16 protein-coding genes are annotated in these 18,402 nt (G+C 48.5%); 3 read left to right on the top strand and 13 right to left on the bottom strand.

Features of this window, described 5'->3' with window-relative positions; all coding sequences use genetic code 11:
- Positions 1-155 precede the first annotated feature (155 nt).
- Positions 156-1,853, bottom strand: a complete 1,698-nt coding sequence (locus F4V51_RS03150; RefSeq protein WP_162009887.1) for a two-component system sensor histidine kinase NtrB — start codon at positions 1,851-1,853, stop codon at positions 156-158.
- A 299-nt stretch (positions 1,854-2,152) separates the two neighbouring features.
- Here F4V51_RS03150 and F4V51_RS03145 point away from each other — a divergent pair, with 299 nt between their 5' ends.
- Positions 2,153-3,427 (top strand): BaiN/RdsA family NAD(P)/FAD-dependent oxidoreductase, encoded by a 1,275-nt coding sequence (locus F4V51_RS03145; protein ID WP_153976817.1) that lies wholly within the window; start codon positions 2,153-2,155, stop codon positions 3,425-3,427.
- A gap of 76 nt (positions 3,428-3,503) precedes the next feature.
- On the opposite strand, the gene F4V51_RS03140 is transcribed toward F4V51_RS03145, so the two are convergent.
- The 6 genes from F4V51_RS03140 to F4V51_RS03115 form a co-directional block, all read right to left on the bottom strand.
- A complete protein-coding gene (locus tag F4V51_RS03140; protein WP_153976816.1) occupies positions 3,504-3,887 on the bottom strand; it encodes a hypothetical protein in 384 nt (127 codons plus the stop codon).
- Between the two features lie 89 nt (positions 3,888-3,976).
- On the bottom strand, positions 3,977-5,227 hold the full coding sequence (locus F4V51_RS03135; protein ID WP_153976815.1) for an ABC transporter permease: 1,251 nt from the start codon (positions 5,225-5,227) through the stop codon (positions 3,977-3,979).
- Between the two features lie 19 nt (positions 5,228-5,246).
- Positions 5,247-5,978, bottom strand: a complete 732-nt coding sequence (locus tag F4V51_RS03130) for an ABC transporter ATP-binding protein (protein ID WP_153976814.1) — start codon at positions 5,976-5,978, stop codon at positions 5,247-5,249.
- Positions 5,979-6,172: 194 nt separating this feature from the next.
- Positions 6,173-7,606, bottom strand: coding sequence for a hypothetical protein (locus tag F4V51_RS03125; protein WP_153976813.1), 1,434 nt, complete (start codon positions 7,604-7,606; stop codon positions 6,173-6,175).
- Positions 7,607-7,639: 33 nt separating this feature from the next.
- A complete protein-coding gene (locus F4V51_RS03120; protein WP_153976812.1) occupies positions 7,640-9,028 on the bottom strand; it encodes a hypothetical protein in 1,389 nt (462 codons plus the stop codon).
- A 192-nt stretch (positions 9,029-9,220) separates the two neighbouring features.
- Positions 9,221-10,540 carry an MFS transporter gene (locus F4V51_RS03115; RefSeq protein WP_153976811.1) on the bottom strand — a complete coding sequence of 440 codons (1,320 nt, stop codon included), beginning with the start codon at positions 10,538-10,540 and terminating at the stop codon, positions 9,221-9,223.
- 490 nt (positions 10,541-11,030) lie between these two features.
- Between F4V51_RS03115 and F4V51_RS03110 the strand changes: the two genes are divergently transcribed.
- Entirely contained in the window at positions 11,031-11,492 is a 462-nt protein-coding gene (locus F4V51_RS03110; protein ID WP_153976810.1) for a MarR family winged helix-turn-helix transcriptional regulator, read from the top strand.
- Positions 11,493-11,577: 85 nt separating this feature from the next.
- Here the strand turns inward: F4V51_RS03110 and F4V51_RS03105 are convergent, their stop codons facing one another.
- From F4V51_RS03105 to F4V51_RS03090, 4 genes are all read right to left on the bottom strand, one after another.
- The gene (locus F4V51_RS03105; RefSeq protein ID WP_153976809.1) at positions 11,578-11,757 is read right to left on the bottom strand and encodes a hypothetical protein; all 180 of its coding nucleotides are present in this window, start codon (positions 11,755-11,757) and stop codon (positions 11,578-11,580) included.
- 561 nt (positions 11,758-12,318) lie between these two features.
- Positions 12,319-13,839, bottom strand: a complete 1,521-nt coding sequence (locus F4V51_RS03100; protein ID WP_236146779.1) for an MDR family MFS transporter — start codon at positions 13,837-13,839, stop codon at positions 12,319-12,321.
- A gap of 45 nt (positions 13,840-13,884) precedes the next feature.
- Complete coding sequence (locus F4V51_RS03095; protein WP_153976807.1) at positions 13,885-14,457, bottom strand: GNAT family N-acetyltransferase; 573 nt, start codon at positions 14,455-14,457, stop codon at positions 13,885-13,887.
- A gap of 197 nt (positions 14,458-14,654) precedes the next feature.
- The gene (locus F4V51_RS03090; protein ID WP_095293227.1) at positions 14,655-14,951 is read right to left on the bottom strand and encodes a hypothetical protein; all 297 of its coding nucleotides are present in this window, start codon (positions 14,949-14,951) and stop codon (positions 14,655-14,657) included.
- 198 nt (positions 14,952-15,149) lie between these two features.
- Here F4V51_RS03090 and F4V51_RS03085 point away from each other — a divergent pair, with 198 nt between their 5' ends.
- The gene (locus tag F4V51_RS03085; protein WP_095293228.1) at positions 15,150-15,629 is read left to right on the top strand and encodes a GAF domain-containing protein; all 480 of its coding nucleotides are present in this window, start codon (positions 15,150-15,152) and stop codon (positions 15,627-15,629) included.
- Between the two features lie 156 nt (positions 15,630-15,785).
- Here the strand turns inward: F4V51_RS03085 and F4V51_RS03080 are convergent, their stop codons facing one another.
- Positions 15,786-16,577 carry a MerR family transcriptional regulator gene (locus tag F4V51_RS03080; protein ID WP_162009886.1) on the bottom strand — a complete coding sequence of 264 codons (792 nt, stop codon included), beginning with the start codon at positions 16,575-16,577 and terminating at the stop codon, positions 15,786-15,788.
- 294 nt (positions 16,578-16,871) lie between these two features.
- Complete coding sequence (locus tag F4V51_RS03075; RefSeq protein ID WP_153976805.1) at positions 16,872-18,296, bottom strand: aldehyde dehydrogenase family protein; 1,425 nt, start codon at positions 18,294-18,296, stop codon at positions 16,872-16,874.
- Between the last annotated feature and the right edge of the window lie 106 nt (positions 18,297-18,402).

Raw genomic sequence — 18,402 nt, 5'->3', positions numbered from 1 at the left:
AATCATCAATGCTCCGCCATACAAAACATGGATTTTAATGATGTGCTATCCCTATTATACATCGCCAAGCAATGAAAGCAAGGTTCAGACTCCGCCTGCGGTAAGGCTTCTTTCATATTATTATGTCTTGATCTCTGGCAAAATATGCTGAGCTTTTATCGTTGAAACGAAACCTTGAAGGTCGTGCCCTCGCCTTCCTGTGACTCCACCGAAATCGTTCCGTTATGTCGTTCCACGATGCTTCGGCACATGGATAACCCCAGTCCGGTTCCTTTGGCTTTCGTCGTGTAAAAAGGTTCGAACAGCTTCTCTTGCTTCGGCTTTGCTATGCCTGCGCCCGTATCATGCACACACAGCTCAACCTTATCACCCACCATCCGTGTTTCGAGCGTCAGAACCCCCTTCTCTGTCATGGCTTCCATGCCGTTGCGAGCCAGATTGAGCACTACCTGCTTGATTTCTTTCGTATTCAAATGCAGCTTCGGCACATTATGGTCAAGCATGAGTTCGATACTCTGTCCACGCAGATTGGCATCTGCCCATAACAGCGGACTCAATTCATGGATAATGTCATGCAGCTGGGACTCTTCCTTTTCTGAGATGCGGTTCTGGGCTAGGGAGAGAAAGTCATTGATGATGCTGTTTGCCCGGTCCAGCTCCTCCAGTACAATCTGATAGTAGTGATCTAACGAATTCGGACTCTTCTCTTGCATTAATTGAAGAAAACCGCGTACAACCGCCATCGGATTCCTCACTTCATGAGTTATGCTGGCAGCCATCTGCCCCACCAGACTGAGACGATCCACATTGTCCAGCTCGCTTCGCAGCATTTCCAGCTCAGTAATGTCCTGAATAATGAGCATGGCTCCCGTGACCTCTCTTGACCTTTCGTGTGAAAGAGCATAGATCGGCACGGTCCGTGATTGGAATACATAGGAGCCGTATCTTACGGTCATACCGTTGATTTCCCCGTGCACAACCGCCTTGCGTATACTATTCTCCAATCTCTCAGCCTGCCCCTGTTCGACAAACTGGCTGGCCGGGAGCCCAATCAGATTCGAAGTGGTCGTACACGGAAGTTGATTCCTTGCTGTTTGCTCCATGGTATCATTAACAAACTGTACCGTTCCCTCCGGGTCCACTGTAGCGATCGATAATGGAACTGCGTTCAGTATTTGATGAAGTTTTTCCGTTTCGGATATGTATTGATGATGAACTTCGGACAGATGTTGTTCAAGCCCCTGATGATGATGCATATGCTCAATCCAGAGCATACTAAAGCTGCCTGCAAGAACGGCGCCAATGATGTATCCCAGCATGATGCCAATCCCTTGAGCGAGGGAGAACGTTAAATTGTCATCCATCAAAGGAATGCACAGCAGGGCGGATACAATCAATTCTGCTGCGATCAACGAGCTGACCATCGTCATTTTGCGTGAACGCGTATAGTGCTTGAATCGTTTGGCCGTCAACCATACAATAGGATAGAGAAGAATGCCTGTTTGAAGGAGAAACTCGTACAAGGTGTAGGGATGTCCAATAAGAAAATAAGCGATTACATGGAGAAGAGTAAGTGTGAGGCCTACCGCAGGCCGGCAGTACAATATGCTAATGGTAAGAGGCACAATCCCCAATGAAATGGGAATAGCAGCGGGATACGCATAATGGGCAAACAGCAAACAGAGCAGCATAGTGGCCGCACTTGTCACTGCCAGACTGTTCAGCATCATTCCATTGCGATCTGCCTTGGCTTGAGCTGTTTTAGAAAGTCCCAGATAAAAAAAGGGAATCAGGAATACTGCAGAACCTGCTAGCAGCACTTGTAAAAGAATGTCCTTTAACGCAACCATCATGCCATCTCCCTCCTCGCCCGCACGTACCCTCATGTATTTCTGATTAAAACATAGGCGACAGTATATTACAATATATCCCTTGAGACTGCATAATAGAACAGTTGCTTTCAATATAAATGGTTAAAAATGTGTACCATTTGCCCTATTATCCTGCATAATTCGATTTTTAACGTCCAAGTGTACTATATATAGAAAACGGAAATAGCTGGAATCTATATGTGGTTTATTCAATTTCTTACCAGCGTTCAATTAAAAGTAATAAAACAGACAAAATCAATGGAAAAAGAGGGTAATAATATATGTATGATGTCATTGTAATTGGTGGCGGTTCCGCAGGCTTAATGGCATGCGTTGCAGCTGCCGAGCACGGAGCTTCTGTGCTTCTGCTGGATAAGGGAGATCAACTGGGCCGCAAGCTCGGAATCTCCGGAGGCGGTCGCTGCAATGTGACCAATGCCAAAGAGACAGATGAATTGATCAGGCATATTCCCGGTAATGGGCGTTTCTTATATAGTTCATTTCAAAATCTGGACAATCAGGGGATTATGCGTTTCTTCGAAAACCTGGGTATTGCCCTGAAGGAAGAAGACAATGGAAGAATGTTTCCGGTTACAGACAAGGCCAAAACGGTGGTCGATGCTCTGGTGGGCAAGGTGGTTTCCCTGGGTGTGGAGATTCGTACCAAAGAGCCTGTCAAGGAGCTGATTCATGATGGACAGCACGTTCAGGGTGTCAAGCTTGCCTCGGGGAAGACCGTCAAAGCCCATGCAGTCATTGTAGCAACCGGAGGCAAATCCGTACCTCAAACCGGTTCAACCGGGGATGGTTATCCTTGGGCTGAATCAGCCGGACATACCATTACGGAACTATACCCAACCGAGGTACCCATTGTTTCCGGTGAGAGCTGGATCCAGTCCAAAGAGCTTCAGGGGTTATCTTTGCGGGATGTAGGGTTATCTGTGCTCGATGCCAAAGGCAAGACTGTGATTTCGCATCGCGGTGATATGATCTTCACGCATTTTGGTGTATCGGGTCCTATCGCCCTCCGCTGCAGTCAGTTCATTCGTAAGGTACAAATGAAATCCGGCAGCACTCAGGTCATGATGAGCATTGATTTCTTCCCTGATCTGACTCCAGCTGCGCTGGAAAGACAGGTTCAGCAGGTCCTGGAGCAAGAGTCACGCAAGGCGGTTAAGAACATTCTGAAAACCTGGGTACCCGAACGAATGATTCCATTACTGATGAAACGTGCCGAGATTAGTGAAGACCTGACGTTCCACCACTTTCCTAAAGGTATGCTCAGCACGTTATGCGGGCTAATGAAGTCTTTTACCTTCCGCGTGGATGGCACACGTTCTCTTAAAGAAGCCTTCGTCACTGGCGGAGGTGTGCACTTAAAGGAAATATACCCAAAAACGATGGAGTCCAAGCTGCTGCCCGGTCTATTCTTTTGCGGTGAAGTCCTGGACATCCACGGATACACTGGAGGGTATAACATTACCGCTGCATTCTCTACCGGATACACCGCTGGCATGCATGCCGCAGAGTACAAAAACGCCAGTAGTATAAGATAAATAAACATGTCATAAACAAGAAAACCTCGAAGTGCCCACAACTGTGGGACCCGAGGTTTTTTGACTATTTATCTGATTATGCTTTTACACTGCCGGAGAATCCATCCACTGAATCGTCAAAGGTGGGGTCATCGTCCCGATTATGCAATCCTTGTTGAAGTCCGCTGTTCTGAGTTCCATTTGCATAACCTTCTTGCCAATCCTCGTTAATGATATGAGCTGGAATGGATATATCCTGAAATTGATCAAGCCCGTCTGTTTCAGCCAGGAACGCTGCGCTTCCTCCGTGTGACTGTACAATCTCCACCGCCGACTGTATATCCTGACGATCGGTAGGAATGTACAATTCCAGCGGCCCCGATTGATACGGCTTATATCCAAGCTCCTTCAGTGTGGCCTCAGCCGCAAGCAATGCTGAATGATCAGAAAAATGTACCTGAAGTTCACTATCGTCCATCATTCGTTCTTTTCCTCCTCGCTACAGTTGATCTCCCCTATAGCATGGTCACTAATGGAAAACGATATGCGACTTCATTGGAAGGAAATACTTTAACTTGTACGGGTCAATCGAATCCATCCTCCCACGGAAAGGCAGAAGAGTCCGAAGACCACAACAACTGCTGCAACAATGACACTTAACAGCCAGCCAAGCCAGGTTATTCCCAAAGCAAAACCCATGATAAGGCCCAGCGGGATAAAAAGCATCCGAACCATCGTCAATCCTGCACGGTGCAGAGCAGCCGGGTCATAGGATAGGAGCTGCACATAGTCTGAAGTCGCGAACACATCCCATGAGCGATAAAACAGCAGGGTCAGCATAATAATCAGCAGGCAGCACACGATGACATTCACGGGAAATGGGGGAAGCATGACTGCTGCTGTAGAGAGACTACCCAGCTGCAAATACAGCTTCATCGTGGAAGAGTCTCGAAAAAAAGCTTTGAAAGCCGTTTCGGCTGTCCGGTTGGACAGGGAACGATTGCGCAGAAGCCTGCGCCTTTTGCGAAAAATGACTGTTTTTGTACGAGGAGTCTTTGGCTTGGACACAGACTGACTTAACATAAGCGCTGTTAGCTTCAACCGACCTCGTATATCCTCCCGTACATCCCCCTCGAACGTGCCCTTCATCAACAGCCTCATTTGGATCAAAGTGACAAGGATAAGGATTCCGACAAAGATTCCAGCAAGCTGTCTCCAGATCTCCCCGTCCATCCATGACGTTGTACGAATCGTAAAGAGTCCCAAGGCAATCGCGGCAGGGATGATTCGAATCCAGCGTCTCCATCCGGTATATCGCACCTTAATGATGTGCAGAGCGATCGCCTGAATTGAAGCTACTAAACCAAACCAGAGCGCAAGAAGCGCGATAGGTGTAAATGACATGTCATAAACACGAGACCACAAGGGTGCAGCCAAGGCCGTAATCACAATCATTTTGCCCAAATGCAGCAAACAGGCCCGGATAAGCCCTTGCTTCATTAAGGTCCGCATCCATAATGGTCTTGATTTCAGAAACAGCATGTCCGCTTCTTCCACAAAGATCAGTATACCGCCTGAAAGCATAATGATATAGATCAGCCCTGTCAGGACAGGCACAGATAGTTCAGTCGCCCATGTTGGCAGCGGTTTGGTCCATAGGCTCGAATACCACCCGATCAGATACAGCAGCCCCGGAACCAGCAGATACAACCATACCGTCCAGTCCACTGCCAATCTCAGATTTTTCAACTGTCCATTGAAATGCTCTCGACTCCTGCGTCTATATAAACGAAGTGGTGTATATCGCTCAGAGTTTCCCATCCCTCTTTCACCTCCCTGACTAGGATGTCAGTATATCAAAACAGTCGAATAAGGATAATTCTGGCTGCCCAGCGACAGCGCGAATCTCATCCAGCGTGCCTTCAGCGGCCGATCTGCCTGCTGCAATCAGTACAAACCGGTCACAGATCCGTTCCGCTGTATCAAGTACATGCGTGGACATTAACACCCCTGCCCCGCGGCGGCGTTCCTCATCGAGCAGCTGCAGGAAATCCTTCGTTGCACGCGGATCCAGTCCAATAAAAGGTTCATCTACAATATATAGATCAGGTGAGGCCAGGAAGCCGATCATCAGCATCATTTTTTGACGCATACCTTTGGAAAAACTGCCGGGAAGATCATCGCGCACATGATCCATGCCGAAACGAACCAGCAATTCCTCTGCTCTCGCAGCAAATTCCCTTTCCTCCATTTCGTACGCGGCCGCCGCAAGATCAAGATGCTCCCAGAGCGTCATATATTCATAAAAGACAGGCTGCTCCGGGATGTAGGCATATCTGCCCTCTCCTCCAATCGCAATCTCAAACTCGGCATGCTCCAGCAAGCCAAGCATCGTTTTGATCGTCGTGCTTTTGCCCGCACCGTTTGGACCAATAATACCTACCAGTTCTCCAGGATACACCTGGATTCGGATGTTTTGTATCGTCGTCTTGCCTGCTTCATATCCTGCCTCAGCTATATGTACGTCCAGTATGGACTGCTTCGATGCTGACTCCTCCATTTCGATCTTCATGGCCTTCACTCCCCGGTTAATGACTTGTCCAGTGTGTTCTCCATTATTGTAATGGAGTTATTAGCTTGGTATTTGATCATTTTGAGCATCTTTAATGAATTAGAGGTGGACAATGAAAAACCTTTAAATGCACAAAAAAAGCAGGGGTTCCGGAACCCCTGCTTGTTGAATAACACTAAAGTGAAAATCTCATATTACCGATTGGAATCCACCTCGGCTGTGGTTTTACTCTCTGCATCCGCGCTAATGTTCAGACCCAGATCCAGCGCTCCACGGCTTTCGCCTGCATAGCTGCTGCTTGTGCTGCGGTCGCGATCATTCTCGCTGCTACTGCGATCAGTTTGAGCCGTCGCTTCACTCTCGCCTTCCGCTTTCGCATTCAGACCTAGATCGAGCGCTCCACGGCTTTCGCTTGCATAGCTGCTGCTTGTGTTGCGGTCACGATCATTCTCACTGCTGCTCTGTTCAGTTTGAGCTGTCGCTTCACTCTCGCCTTCCGCTTTCGCATTCAGACCCAGATCCAGTGCTCCACGGCTTTCGCCTGCATAGCTGCTGCTCGTGTTGCGGTCGCGATCATTCTCGCTGCTGCTCTGTTCAGTTTGAGCCGTCGCTTCACTCTCACCTTCCGCTTTCGCATTCAGACCCAGATCCAGCGCTCCACGGCTTTCGCCTGCATAGCTGCTGCTTGTGTTGCGGTCACGATCATTCTCGCTGCTAATGCGATCAGTTTGAGCCATCGCTTCACTCTCACCTTCCGCTTTCGCATTCAGACCTAGATCGAGAGCTCCACGGCTTTCGCCTGCATAGCTGCTGCTCGTGTTGCGGTCGCGATCATTCTCGCTGCTGCTCTGTTCAGTTTGAGCCGTCGCTTCACTCTCACCTTCCGCTTTCGCATTCAGATCCAGATCCAGTGCTCCACGGCTTTCGCCTGCATAGCTGCTGCTTGTGTTGCGGTCACGATCATTCTCGCTGCTAATGCGATCAGTTTGAGCCATCGCTTCACTCTCACCTTCAGCTTTCGCATTCAGACCTAGATCGAGCGCTCCACGGCTTTCGCCTGCATAGCTGCTGCTCGTGTTGCGGTCGCGATCATTCTCGCTGCTGCTCTGTTCAGTTTGAGCCATCGCTTCACTCTCGCCTTCCGCTTTCGCATTCAGACCTAGATCGAGCACTCCACGGCTTTCGCCTGCATAGCTGCTGCTTGCGTTGCGGCCATCGCTGCCTTGTGAATAGTCGCTCATCGTTGTACCTTCTCCCGACACATTGGCATTAAGACCGAGGTCCAGCTTGCCTGAACTGCTGTGTTCTACAGTTTTATCGGAAGAATGATCATTGTAACGGCTTGTACTTTTTGAGGATAGGCCGGCATTCAGACCCAAATCCAGGTTGAGCGCACTCGATGCACTGGAAGAACCCTCTCTGTTATTGTCGATTCCATCATTTCCATCATGTTCTCCTGACAGAAGGGATCCAAGCTCCAGACGTAAACCTGCATTCAGATCCAGATTCCCACTGTTGTAATTACTGCTATAGCTATCCGCATAAGTGGCTTGGGAAGCTCCCAGCAATCCAGCGACCAACGTACCCGACAACACCGACAATTTTACCCAACGATTCACTTTTTTCATGATAATATACACTCCTTCTCGATTTTGGTTGACTTAACGCCATTGTAATTGAGAGAAAGAGGTATATTGAGGCGGCCGGCCTGGTGGTGCTTGTGACCATTGACTAAAACCATCGACGGTTTCGATTCTGAATGCAAAACCAGAATCTGACCCAGCCAGTCCATTCGTTGCTCCAGGAAGCACGGCTGCTGGAGCCGCTGCTCCGCTACCGATTAGACTAGAAGAACCTGAACTTCCACTTGCAGAAGCATTCGTTGCTCCAGGAACAGTTGAAGTTGCCATCACAGACCATGTGGTTGGTCTTTCTGTACTTGGCTGTAACGGAGACCGATGATCGGAAGCATTCTTCTGTACAATCACATCAGGATGATTCCGATCTTGAACTTGATCAGTGACCGAAGCTGCGGCAGATAACGGATCTACAAAAATTGGATCATTCTCCATCAGGACAACCTTACTATCGGAGTCTGACTCAAGCTTAGATTTCTCTACAGGCGAAGCCTGCTGAACCACAGGTTGTTCTGTTAATGTGGTTGTATCCTGAATTACTTGCCCTGTAGTCTGTGTGGTATTCTGCCCTTCATCATTTTGTGAAGAATCCGAATCTACGGATGCCGCCTTTTCCTTAGTCGGTCCTTCACCGTTCGAGTTAGTGACAACCGAGGTATCTTCCGGTGTTGAAACATGCTGCTCAGGCGTAACACTTGGCTCCTCTGGTTTCAATACCGGAATATCCAATGCTCCCTTTCCGGGATTCATCTCGGCTGAGACTTCCAAGGCAGGAACATCCGTTTTAACGGAAGGAAGCTGGACTTTACCTTGAGTCAGATCTACTTGTGCTGAAGAGACATCAACGGAAGTCACTTCCGGCACGTCCACCTTCACGGAAGGCAGTTCAACCTTGCCCTGCCGAAGGTCTGTTTTTACAGCAGACGTCTCTGCCTTAATGACCTCTGGTACCTCTGCGGCAACACCAGGCAAGGAAGCCGTGCCAGCATTCAGATCTAACTCACTACCGGATACATTAGCTTTTAGTACCGATGTATCCGCTTGTACTGAAGGCAGTTCAACCTTTCCTTGTTTGGCATCAATACCAATCTCGGAAGTTTCTGCCGATCCAAGCGGTGTGTCCACCTTCAGCTCGGATACACTGAGCTTGCCCGTTGACTCATTCGCTTGGATGGAAGGAACCTCAATATCCAAAATAGGCGTGGATACCGATACGGAAGGACTTAGATTTAACGTGTCATCTGCATCTCTGGATAACAAATCCAGTGATAATCGAGTGGACTGTTTATCTGCTGATGACTGATCCTCTGCATAGACATGCGTAGCTCCCAGACCCAATATCAGCATCCATCCGAGGATGGCCAGTGGTACGCCTCCAAACAAAAGAGCCGACCTTATTAACTTTACATTCAAGCTGCTTCACCCCCTTTCCGCTGCTGCGTTGGTGGGACAAGGCATATGAGTTTTCCCCTAGGTTTAGTTGTAATTTGGGGATTTCTGCCTGCTTCTCATTAAACGTGAAGCCGTTTACTCAAACGTTTTAAAATTAAAATGTTTAAATTTTATCAAACTAATTAATATCCATGAAGTACTGACACAATGATGCTATTCGCTTACAGCCACTGCCTCACTCGCCACCGTTACATCCATCTTTTTCGATCTGCGCTTTAATACATAGACCAATCCCAAGAGGGTCATCAAAATGCTAGAACATATAAAGGCCGGGATAACACCAAACGATGTGACCAGAAATCCCCCTACAACAGGACCCATAATATTGCTAGCTGTCATGACGCTGCCAACAGTCCCAAATACACGCCCAGTCATCGCTTCAGGCGTTTGTTCCTGCAGCAAAATTTGAAAAGGCACCACAGCGAACCCAATTCCGATTCCTGCCAGGGCAAACATCGATATCAGCAGCAGGTTGGCACCCAGACCAGCATGCGGCCATACACCGACAACAACTCCTGCTGCACCAATGACAAGCCCCGTTATCGATGTCCCTAGCCCCATCTTCAGCACATGTCCTGCCCTTTTCCACTTCCTCACACTCATGGCTGCTATTAACGTACCAACCCCACTTGCACCAACGCACCACCCCAACAGATCGCTCGAAATTCCGGGCAGCTGTCTGAACAGGACAACGGTCTGGGAATCAGCAAATTGCAGGAATAGAATAGCGGATGCCAGCAAAATAAGAGAAGACCCTACCTGTGGAAGTGAAGCAAGCATACGAACGCCTTCCAGCGTATCCCTCAAGAAGGCACCTTTCTCTCGGGATGAAAAGCCTCTTATTTCTTCTCCCTTACTTTCTTGTACGGACGGTCTTGCAGATTGGATCACCCGCTTACCCGGAATCCACAGCAAAATAATACCCGAGATGAGAAATGAAGCGGAATCCAGAACAAAACACCAGGTAATACCAAAGGCTGCGACCAGCAATCCACCCAGCGCAGGACCTATAATTTTGGACATCTGTTCGATCACCGAGCTGATGGAAACGGCTTGAGCCAGCTGCCCATGCGGCACAAATTCCTTCAACTTCCTGTTCTTGGCAGGTGAGAATACGACGTCGAATAACGATTTGAGAATAAGCAATATGTATACATGCCAGATCTGGTCGGCAAATATGAACCCGGCAACAATCACGACTCGTGCACCGTCCGCCGCGATCATCAACCATTTCCGATTCATCCGGTCCGCCAGCGCACCTGCAAACGGCCCTGTGATCAGCACAGGCAATGCCGCACAAAGTGTAGTAAATGTAATTTCCCACGGCGTAGCATTCCAACGTATTCCCACTAACGTCAAGATTGCCAACAAGTGCAGCCAATCGCCCAGATTGGAGATGGCCTGTGCCACCATCAGTGTTACAAACGGACGGTTATGCTTCAGTCCGCGTTGTCCCTTCATTGTCATTTCCATTTTCGCTTCTCCTCCACTTGCCGAATGTTGATATGGATCTAATTATATAAATTGGAACTTATTCCAACCTCCTTCCGGAGACGGAGAAGAGCCAACATCCGAAGGATGAACTTTTTCTATGTTAACGCTGCCTTGGAGAAGGACGAATGCTTAAATTTTAAATGCTAAAAATGCAGATCTTGTGACATATCGCATGTTTTTCGTAGAAACAGAAGCTTACAATAGGGACATGGCGACAATCTGAATCGTCAAATGTAACCCACTCAACCCTATATAAGTTGAATATATCGTTTACATGTTAATCGTAACGAAGAGGACAGAACAAAACTGGAAAAGCAACGCGTTTACCTTTGTCACCGGATTTTATCTTTGAAAAAAATTCAAAAAAATCTGGGATAACAGTAATTGGAGGGTTGTTCTGTCATCGTAGTGGTAGATCGTAACCATATTATTTCAACTTATATCACTAAACTGAAAAGGCGGGATCAGCATGCTGGAATTACAAGAAATCGGAACCGAACGTTCACTTCATCTGTACCGCACCTTGGCCAAAACATTCAAGAGCGTGAATGAACACGCTGTATCCGGTAGCAAAGTGCACGGCTTCAACCCTACGGCATACGGGGTGCTGGAAGTGCTGTATATGAAAGGAGCACAGCCAATTCAACAGGTAGGCGCACAACTTCTGCTGCAGAGCGGGAACGTAACCTATGTCATTGATAAGCTGGAGCAAAAAGGACTCTTACTTCGCAAACACTGTCCGCAGGACAGACGGATTATATTTGTGGAACTGACAGAGGAAGGTCACCGGACCATGGATGATATCTATCCAGGTTATGCACACAAGATCGATCGTGCAGTCAGTGGTCTGAGCGAGAGTGACAAGACATTGCTGTCTGAGTTGTTGGAAAGGCTTGCGCTAGGCGCAGATCGTCTATCCGCTAATGGTTGAAGAAATAGCCCGGATGAATAGTGAAAAATAAAAGAACCGGTTTCGCCCTTCTGCGGCGTAACCGGTTAATGCTGTGGAATCAACCCTATCTTATCCATATCAATACGGCGAGAACAACGATAACAAGGCCTCCTGCAATAAGCAAATTCACCACGTATCTGGACATGCCAGACTCACTATGCCCCTCGATCTCCCTGAGTGTCTCTTCGTACTTGTGCTTGGCTTCATCTTCTTGGACCGAATTCAGGTTATTGGGAAACAACATTCCGCCTCCTTCACTCGTAGTATATCCACATTTTAACACATTTTCTTAAATTATTATGCTCTGCGCTTTCTTAACTTACCGGTCCATTCGAATATACATTGCCAAAACAAATAAACAAACGTAACGATCAGTACATATACATATGGCCCTGTATGCCGAAAAGCATCCATCCGGAGTACGAAAATTGCGAATAGCAGACCACATCCCGTCCCCAACAGTAAATAAGCTACAATTACATAAATCAACCTTATTCCCGATCGCTTCATTTTCATTGAAGCAAGCGCACGATCGACGAATAGGGAAAGAGGCATGATGGAAAATGGCACGAACCAATGAGGTTCAGTCCTTGGCTTATTCAATACACCTCAGCCCCATTCATATCAGATAACTCCATCCGGTACGGCGCAAAATTAAAAACCTACTGTAAATTATATCAAATTCCCATTTAGAACCAACAAAAAAAGCAGCTGATCACAGCTGCCTTCTTGTGAAAATCAATGCTTTATCTTATTTGTGCTAATCAACAAAGTATCGGTTTTATGTACCATATGGGTTCGACAATCACTTCCCGGCAACCTTGGCCTGTTTTGGCATTTCAGCCCCTGCCTCTGCCTCTTCCGGTACGATTAAACGTTTGCGTAATGCCAATGTAGTTAACCAGGATACGATCGCAATGACGAACATGATGACAAACAGGGAATGCAAACTGCCTTCCAACACATTCCTAAGCAATGCCCATTTGTCATCCGAAAAGGCAGCATCTGTATGCGGTGCGAGAAGCTCATTCAGATCCCGTTCGGAAATGCCGGCATCGGCCAGGTGCTGTTCACTGGATAATTTCGATATCCGGTAATTCAACCATGTGCCAAATACGGCTGCGCCAATCGTTTGCCCCAGAGTACGCATGAACGTATGCAGTGCCGTTGAAGATCCGCGTTCCTGATATCCCACAGAGGACTGTGCAATGATGGTGAATATCGTAAACGCAAATCCAAAGCCAAGTCCATAAATAAAGGTCAAAATAAACAGCACGGCCTGCGGGGATGTTCCCCCAACCAGGAACAGCCCTCCCGAGCCGATCGCGATTCCGGTCAATCCAATGAGTGCAGTCAGACGTGACCCAATTTTCATCAACAGACGACCTGCCAAAACGCTACCGATTAACCAACCTACAGACATCGGCGCGAGCAGCAGTCCGGATTCAGTCGCGTTGCCTCCGCGAACGCCCTGTACCCATAACGGCAAATAACTGGTCAGGCCGATCATCAACGTGCTGGTGAGCAGTCCCGCAATATTGGCAACACGGATGTCCCGTATACGGAACAGATGCAGTGGAACCATCGGCGCCTGGGCTCTTTTCTCAACGACGAAGAATAAGATCATGAATACAACAGCAACTGCACTCAGTCCCAAAATGAGTGGAGAGCTCCAGGCATAATACTGCCCGCCTGCTGACAACACAAAGAGTAATGCCGTTATGCCCACCGTGAAGGTCAGCGCACCGACGTAGTCGATTTTGGCGGTACGAGGTGAGATGTCTTCCTTCAAATAACGAAATACGAACCACATGGCAAGCAGGCCAAATGGCACGTTGAATCCAAAAATCCACTGCCAACCGAGATTATCGACAAAGTAACCGCCAAGCAGCGGCCCTGCCAGGGAAGATATGCCCCACACCGAGCTGATCCAGCCCTGAATTTTGCCTCGTTCTTCAATTCGGTAAATGTCTCCAATAATCGTAAACGTAACAGGCACAACCGCTCCTGCTCCAATCCCCTGAATGGCACGGAAAATAATCAGCTGCTCCATATTCTGTGAGAAGCAGCATAGCAATGAACCGAGCAAAAACAATGCACAGCCAATCAGGAAGACGGGCTTTCGGCCGTAAAGATCACTGAACTTGCCAAAAATCGGCGTGCTGACAGCCATCGTGAGCAGATATGCGGTAAAGATCCAGCTAAGCAGCTGCACACTTCCCAGCTCACTGACAATCGTTGGCCCCGCCGGACCAATGACCGTTCCTTCGATCGCTGACAAAAAGGTGGCCAGCAACAATCCCGCCAAGATGAAACTGCGTTTCAAACCTCCGGTTGTATTCACACAAACCCTTCTCTCTTTGTTCTCTGTTTATTTACGGTGCTTGCGCAGCCACTCATCGTACAGCAGGGAGTACATCACCATATCCTTAAATCCTGTTGACGTATGCTGTACCTGGCGAAGCAGACCTTCACGCGTGAAGCCTTGGTTGATTAGAAACTCTCCGGAAGCGGCATTTCGTGGGTCGACCAATGCTTCTATCCGGTTAAGCCCCATGGTCTCATACCCGAAAGGCAGCATCACCGAGAACACTTCGGTCATATATCCATGCCGCCAGTAGTCACGACCCAGCTCGTAACCAATCTCTCCGCGGAATGCGCCTTCAAGCTGCCATGTATTGTATCCACAGCTTCCGATAAGACGGCCAGTCTCCTTCAGCTCGATGCCCCAGCGAATCGCCTCCTCTTCCCCTGCCATATGATTAAGCAACCCAATCATATCCGCAGCTTCACTTGTCCCGATCATCGGCGCCAGATTCATATAGCGGGTCACCTCCCGGTCTGACCAGTATGCGAACATCTGAGCCGCATCCCGGCGGCGCATTTTGCGCAGACGAAGTCGTGCTGTCTCGAGTTCGGGAATTCTCCCTTTGGATTTATACATGAAAAGACACTCCGATCCGATCCATCTCTGCAGACCATAAGATTCAATAGTCATCTAAACATAACCTGCGCCGATTGGCAACAGTTCAGTCATCGGTTTTGATATCAAAAAAACCGGGCCGCAAGGGTCCCGGTCTTGTTGTACGTATGATTCAATCGAGCTGTCCCGTAACAACTTGTCCTGCCAGAGTTTCATCTTCAGGCGGTTGAAGCCTTCTTATCTGCTCCCAGCAGCTCATCGCTGACCCGGCCAAGCACTGCCGTAATTTCCTTATACTCTTCAATGCCTGTCCCGGTCAGGCTCCACTGGTCGCCATGGGCGGTCAGGAAGTTCTCCTGCGTGAGATGTTCAAGCTCCTGCTTGATCTCCCGCTCGCCAACACGATAGCCGCGCTCCTCCAAAAGGGGCAGTGCGTCACCAACGGTCAAATCCTGATTTTGGGCCAAATATAGAAGATGAATCCGTACAAAAAGATTCTGTACCTCTGCGTGCATAATCCAAACTCCTTCCAGGGTTATAGCCCTCCGTGATTGCTAAGTAATTACCCCGTGCGAGAAGCTGAGAAACAGGATGAATTTACAGGGGTTTTCCCTTCTTAATCAACATTCTACCGAAATCCTCCGCTTGACTAAAGGCAAGCACTGCACTATCTTGAAAATAAGTACCATCTTTGCTCGGGAGGGTGATTCACCATGTTTCAAGCTGTTTCCTATGAAGGAACACGAAGCGAGCAGCACACCGCCGTCCTGGGACAGTTAAGTGCTCTGATCCGCGATGAACCAAGCGCCATTGCCAATCTGGCAAACGCTGCGGCGCTGCTCAATGTATTTTTAACCGATACCAATTGGGTCGGATTCTACCTGTATGATGGCAAAGAACTTGTTCTTGGTCCATTCCAAGGGCTGCCTGCCTGCATCCGTATTCCGCTCGGACGCGGGGTATGCGGCACATCTGCGGCGGAACGACGTACACTCGTTGTTGACGATGTTCATGCTTTTCCAGGTCATATCGCCTGCGATGCCGCATCGAACAGTGAGATTGTCGTGCCCATTATCAAAGACGGCGAATTATACGGGGTGCTCGATATCGACAGCCCGATCAAAAACCGTTTTGACGACGAAGATCGTATTTTCCTGGAACAGGCCGTCAAACTGCTCACAGAGCAGCTGTAATCACGGTTCTGCCGAAGGTCATTGTACCTATAATAAGCAGGTCGTTACAGCAATACGTACTGAAGATAGCCAAAAAGCACAGACCATTAGTGGTCTGTGCTTTTTGGTTTATGCCTTTACATCCATGTTCTGCTCGCCCATGGTTACTCTATGCATCTAGGCCAATTCCTGTTCCGCTTTGATCATCATGCCGTCTCGCAAAAATTCAGCCAGCTTCGGATGATAACCGTCGTACATTTGGCGGAAATTTTGATGCTCCACATACAGATTGCCCAAATCACGATAGATTTCCGCAGTAGGCGTGTAGTAATCCTTGACCCATTCGAGATGTCTGCCAATGATGTGCTGAACTTCCGGGGATTCAGGTGTAAGGCCATCTTCGATCGCCCGCTGCAGGTCCCGGTTGATTCGGTCTATTTTTTCCTGGGAATCCAGGTAATCTTCTTTGGTTTTGAGTTCCCCGTCATAAGATATGGCTGGTTCAGATTGTGCTGGATGCCAGTTATTCGTTATGACCGGTTCATGGTTCGGTGCCTCCGTTGAATCAGGCAGCATATTGTGATGCCCTTTTTTGACAAAACCTTGATACAACTCACGAACCTCAAGCTCATATTCTCCCTGCAAATGGGAAATGGTTTTGTCCAGAGTCTGGATCAAGCCATGCAAATGCAATGCTTTCTCAAGCAGCTGAATGCGCTGCTGCTGCATCATATGAATGATATCACGATGATCTTCCTGCAGCATGGAGCCGATCTCTTCCTGCTCCACTCCCAGCTCCTTACAGAACAAAATCTGCTGGAGCTTCAACAGCTCCGGTTTCTCATAATAAACTTCATTTTGGTCTCTACCTGCAAATGCAGGTGTTAGCCAACCTGATTTCACATATTGGCTCAATTCAATCAGACTGATACCGGACATGCCGGATACGTCCGCCATGGTATATGCCATTCGCAACACCTCCTGTCTACACTGCATGATGATTCAGGCTTATTCATACTGCTTTTTATGTTGATTACGTTAGGTACAAGATTGGAACAACAATTAATCGATTGTTTTGCGGTATGTAAAATATTTATACCCGCCTGATGGGATGTGAACCGGGGGTCAGAAGGGAAATCGAAAGTGTTTTCACGATTTCCTATGGATTGATATAAGAAAAAGTCCCGCACCAACTACATTGGGTGCAGGACCTTATTATTACTTCATGTTAGACAGGGCAAAACAGCCTGTTTGCAAGCATCCTTAATTTTTATTGAACATGACAAATTTGAGTTCTGTCATTTCTTCAACGGCGTATTTGACACCTTCACGTCCCATACCGCTCTGCTTCACACCACCGTATGGCATGTGATCCACCCGGAACGTAGGAATGTCGTTAATCATGACTCCTCCAGCCTCGATATGATCAGCTGCATGCAGTGCAGTATGGATATTGTTCGTGAAAATACCCGCCTGAAGCCCATAGATGGAATCATTCACGTGATCAATGCCTTCTTGGACCGAATTCACCGTATTAATAACAACAATCGGTGCAAAAACTTCCTGGCACGACACCTTGGCATCACGCGGCACGTTAACGAGTACGGTTGGACGCAGCACGCCCCCTTCGGCCTCTCCTCCTGCGGCGACCGTAGCTCCTGCCTGTTTTGCCTCTTCGATCCATTCCAGTGTCCGCTGGACGTCTTTGGCTGTAATGAGTGCCGAAACAACCGTATCCGGGTTCAGCGGATCTCCTGTCACGACTTGCTTCGCGGCTTCCGCGAAGCGGCGTATGAATTCGTCTGCGATAGCACTGTGTACGTAAATGCGCTGCAATGAAATGCATACCTGACCCTGATACGTAAAAGCACCTGTCACACATCTTGGCACGACTTTGTCCAGATCTGCATCCTGATCCACAATGACAGCTGCATTTGATCCAAGTTCCAGCGTTACCCGTTTCAATCCTGCCTGACTGCGAATGCTAGTACCTACCGCTGGGCTGCCCGTAAATGTAATATGGGCTACGCGCGGATCGGATACGAGCACATCACCAATCGTTTTGCCTTCCCCGCTTACCACGTTTAATGCACCATCCGGCAACCCGGCTTCCTGAAGCAGGTTCGCAATATAGTAGGCAGACAACGGTGTCTGCTCAGCTGGTTTCAGAACAATGGTATTACCTGCTGCAAGTGCAGGTCCAACCTTGTGTGCCACCAAATTCATCGGAAAATTAAACGGCGTAATTGCCCCGATGACACCCAGAGGCTGTCGCATGGTATATCCGATGCGCCCTTCGCCGCCCTTGGCTGCATCCAGGGGAACGGTCTCCCCTGTGAGCCGCTTCGCTTCTTCTGCGGCAAAACGGTACGTTTCCACCGTACGATCCACTTCCGCAAGCGCAGCCGTGATTGGTTTGGCCGCTTCCAGCGCAATCACTCGTGCTGCCTCTTCCTTCCGCTCTTCCAGCAGGGCGGAGAGCTTGTACAGGATGTCTGCACGCCGGTGAGCAGGCATGCTGCGCATCTCCTTGCCAGCCTTAACGGCAGCTGTTATGGCTGCTTCTGCCTCCTCCGCTGAAGCGGTAGACACTTCCGCCAATGTTTCTCCGGAATAGGGTGCCTGAAGTGCTTTATATTCTACGGATTCCGTGGGTTTACCACCGATAAAGAGATGTTGTTTTTTCATTATTGAATCCTCCAATCCATCAATGCTGCAGGTCTGACCTAAATAGTTATAGTGGGTCAAGTCCATGACAGAACAACCTTGTGATCGCAGTTATCCTTTATCTATT

The sequence above is a fragment of the Paenibacillus xylanilyticus genome (assembly GCF_009664365.1).
In the GTDB taxonomy this organism is placed as follows: domain Bacteria; phylum Bacillota; class Bacilli; order Paenibacillales; family Paenibacillaceae; genus Paenibacillus; species Paenibacillus xylanilyticus_A.
This window is presented reverse-complemented; position numbering and strand designations above follow the sequence as displayed.

Coding starts and splice junctions, on each gene's coding strand:
- F4V51_RS03105 (WP_153976809.1), bottom strand. CDS start 11,757: ATGTTGTTTCCCAATAACCTGAATTCGGTCCAAGAAGATGAAGCCAAG.
- F4V51_RS03085 (WP_095293228.1), top strand. CDS start 15,150: ATGTTTCAAGCTGTTTCCTATGAAGGAACACGAAGCGAGCAGCACACC.
- F4V51_RS03095 (WP_153976807.1), bottom strand. CDS start 14,457: ATGTATAAATCCAAAGGGAGAATTCCCGAACTCGAGACAGCACGACTT.
- F4V51_RS03150 (WP_162009887.1), bottom strand. CDS start 1,853: ATGATGGTTGCGTTAAAGGACATTCTTTTACAAGTGCTGCTAGCAGGT.
- F4V51_RS03110 (WP_153976810.1), top strand. CDS start 11,031: ATGCTGGAATTACAAGAAATCGGAACCGAACGTTCACTTCATCTGTAC.
- F4V51_RS03090 (WP_095293227.1), bottom strand. CDS start 14,951: ATGCACGCAGAGGTACAGAATCTTTTTGTACGGATTCATCTTCTATAT.
- F4V51_RS03130 (WP_153976814.1), bottom strand. CDS start 5,978: ATGAAGATCGAAATGGAGGAGTCAGCATCGAAGCAGTCCATACTGGAC.
- F4V51_RS03135 (WP_153976815.1), bottom strand. CDS start 5,227: ATGGGAAACTCTGAGCGATATACACCACTTCGTTTATATAGACGCAGG.
- F4V51_RS03115 (WP_153976811.1), bottom strand. CDS start 10,540: ATGGAAATGACAATGAAGGGACAACGCGGACTGAAGCATAACCGTCCG.
- F4V51_RS03140 (WP_153976816.1), bottom strand. CDS start 3,887: ATGATGGACGATAGTGAACTTCAGGTACATTTTTCTGATCATTCAGCA.
- F4V51_RS03125 (WP_153976813.1), bottom strand. CDS start 7,606: ATGAAAAAAGTGAATCGTTGGGTAAAATTGTCGGTGTTGTCGGGTACG.
- F4V51_RS03075 (WP_153976805.1), bottom strand. CDS start 18,296: ATGAAAAAACAACATCTCTTTATCGGTGGTAAACCCACGGAATCCGTA.
- F4V51_RS03145 (WP_153976817.1), top strand. CDS start 2,153: ATGTATGATGTCATTGTAATTGGTGGCGGTTCCGCAGGCTTAATGGCA.
- F4V51_RS03080 (WP_162009886.1), bottom strand. CDS start 16,577: ATGGCATATACCATGGCGGACGTATCCGGCATGTCCGGTATCAGTCTG.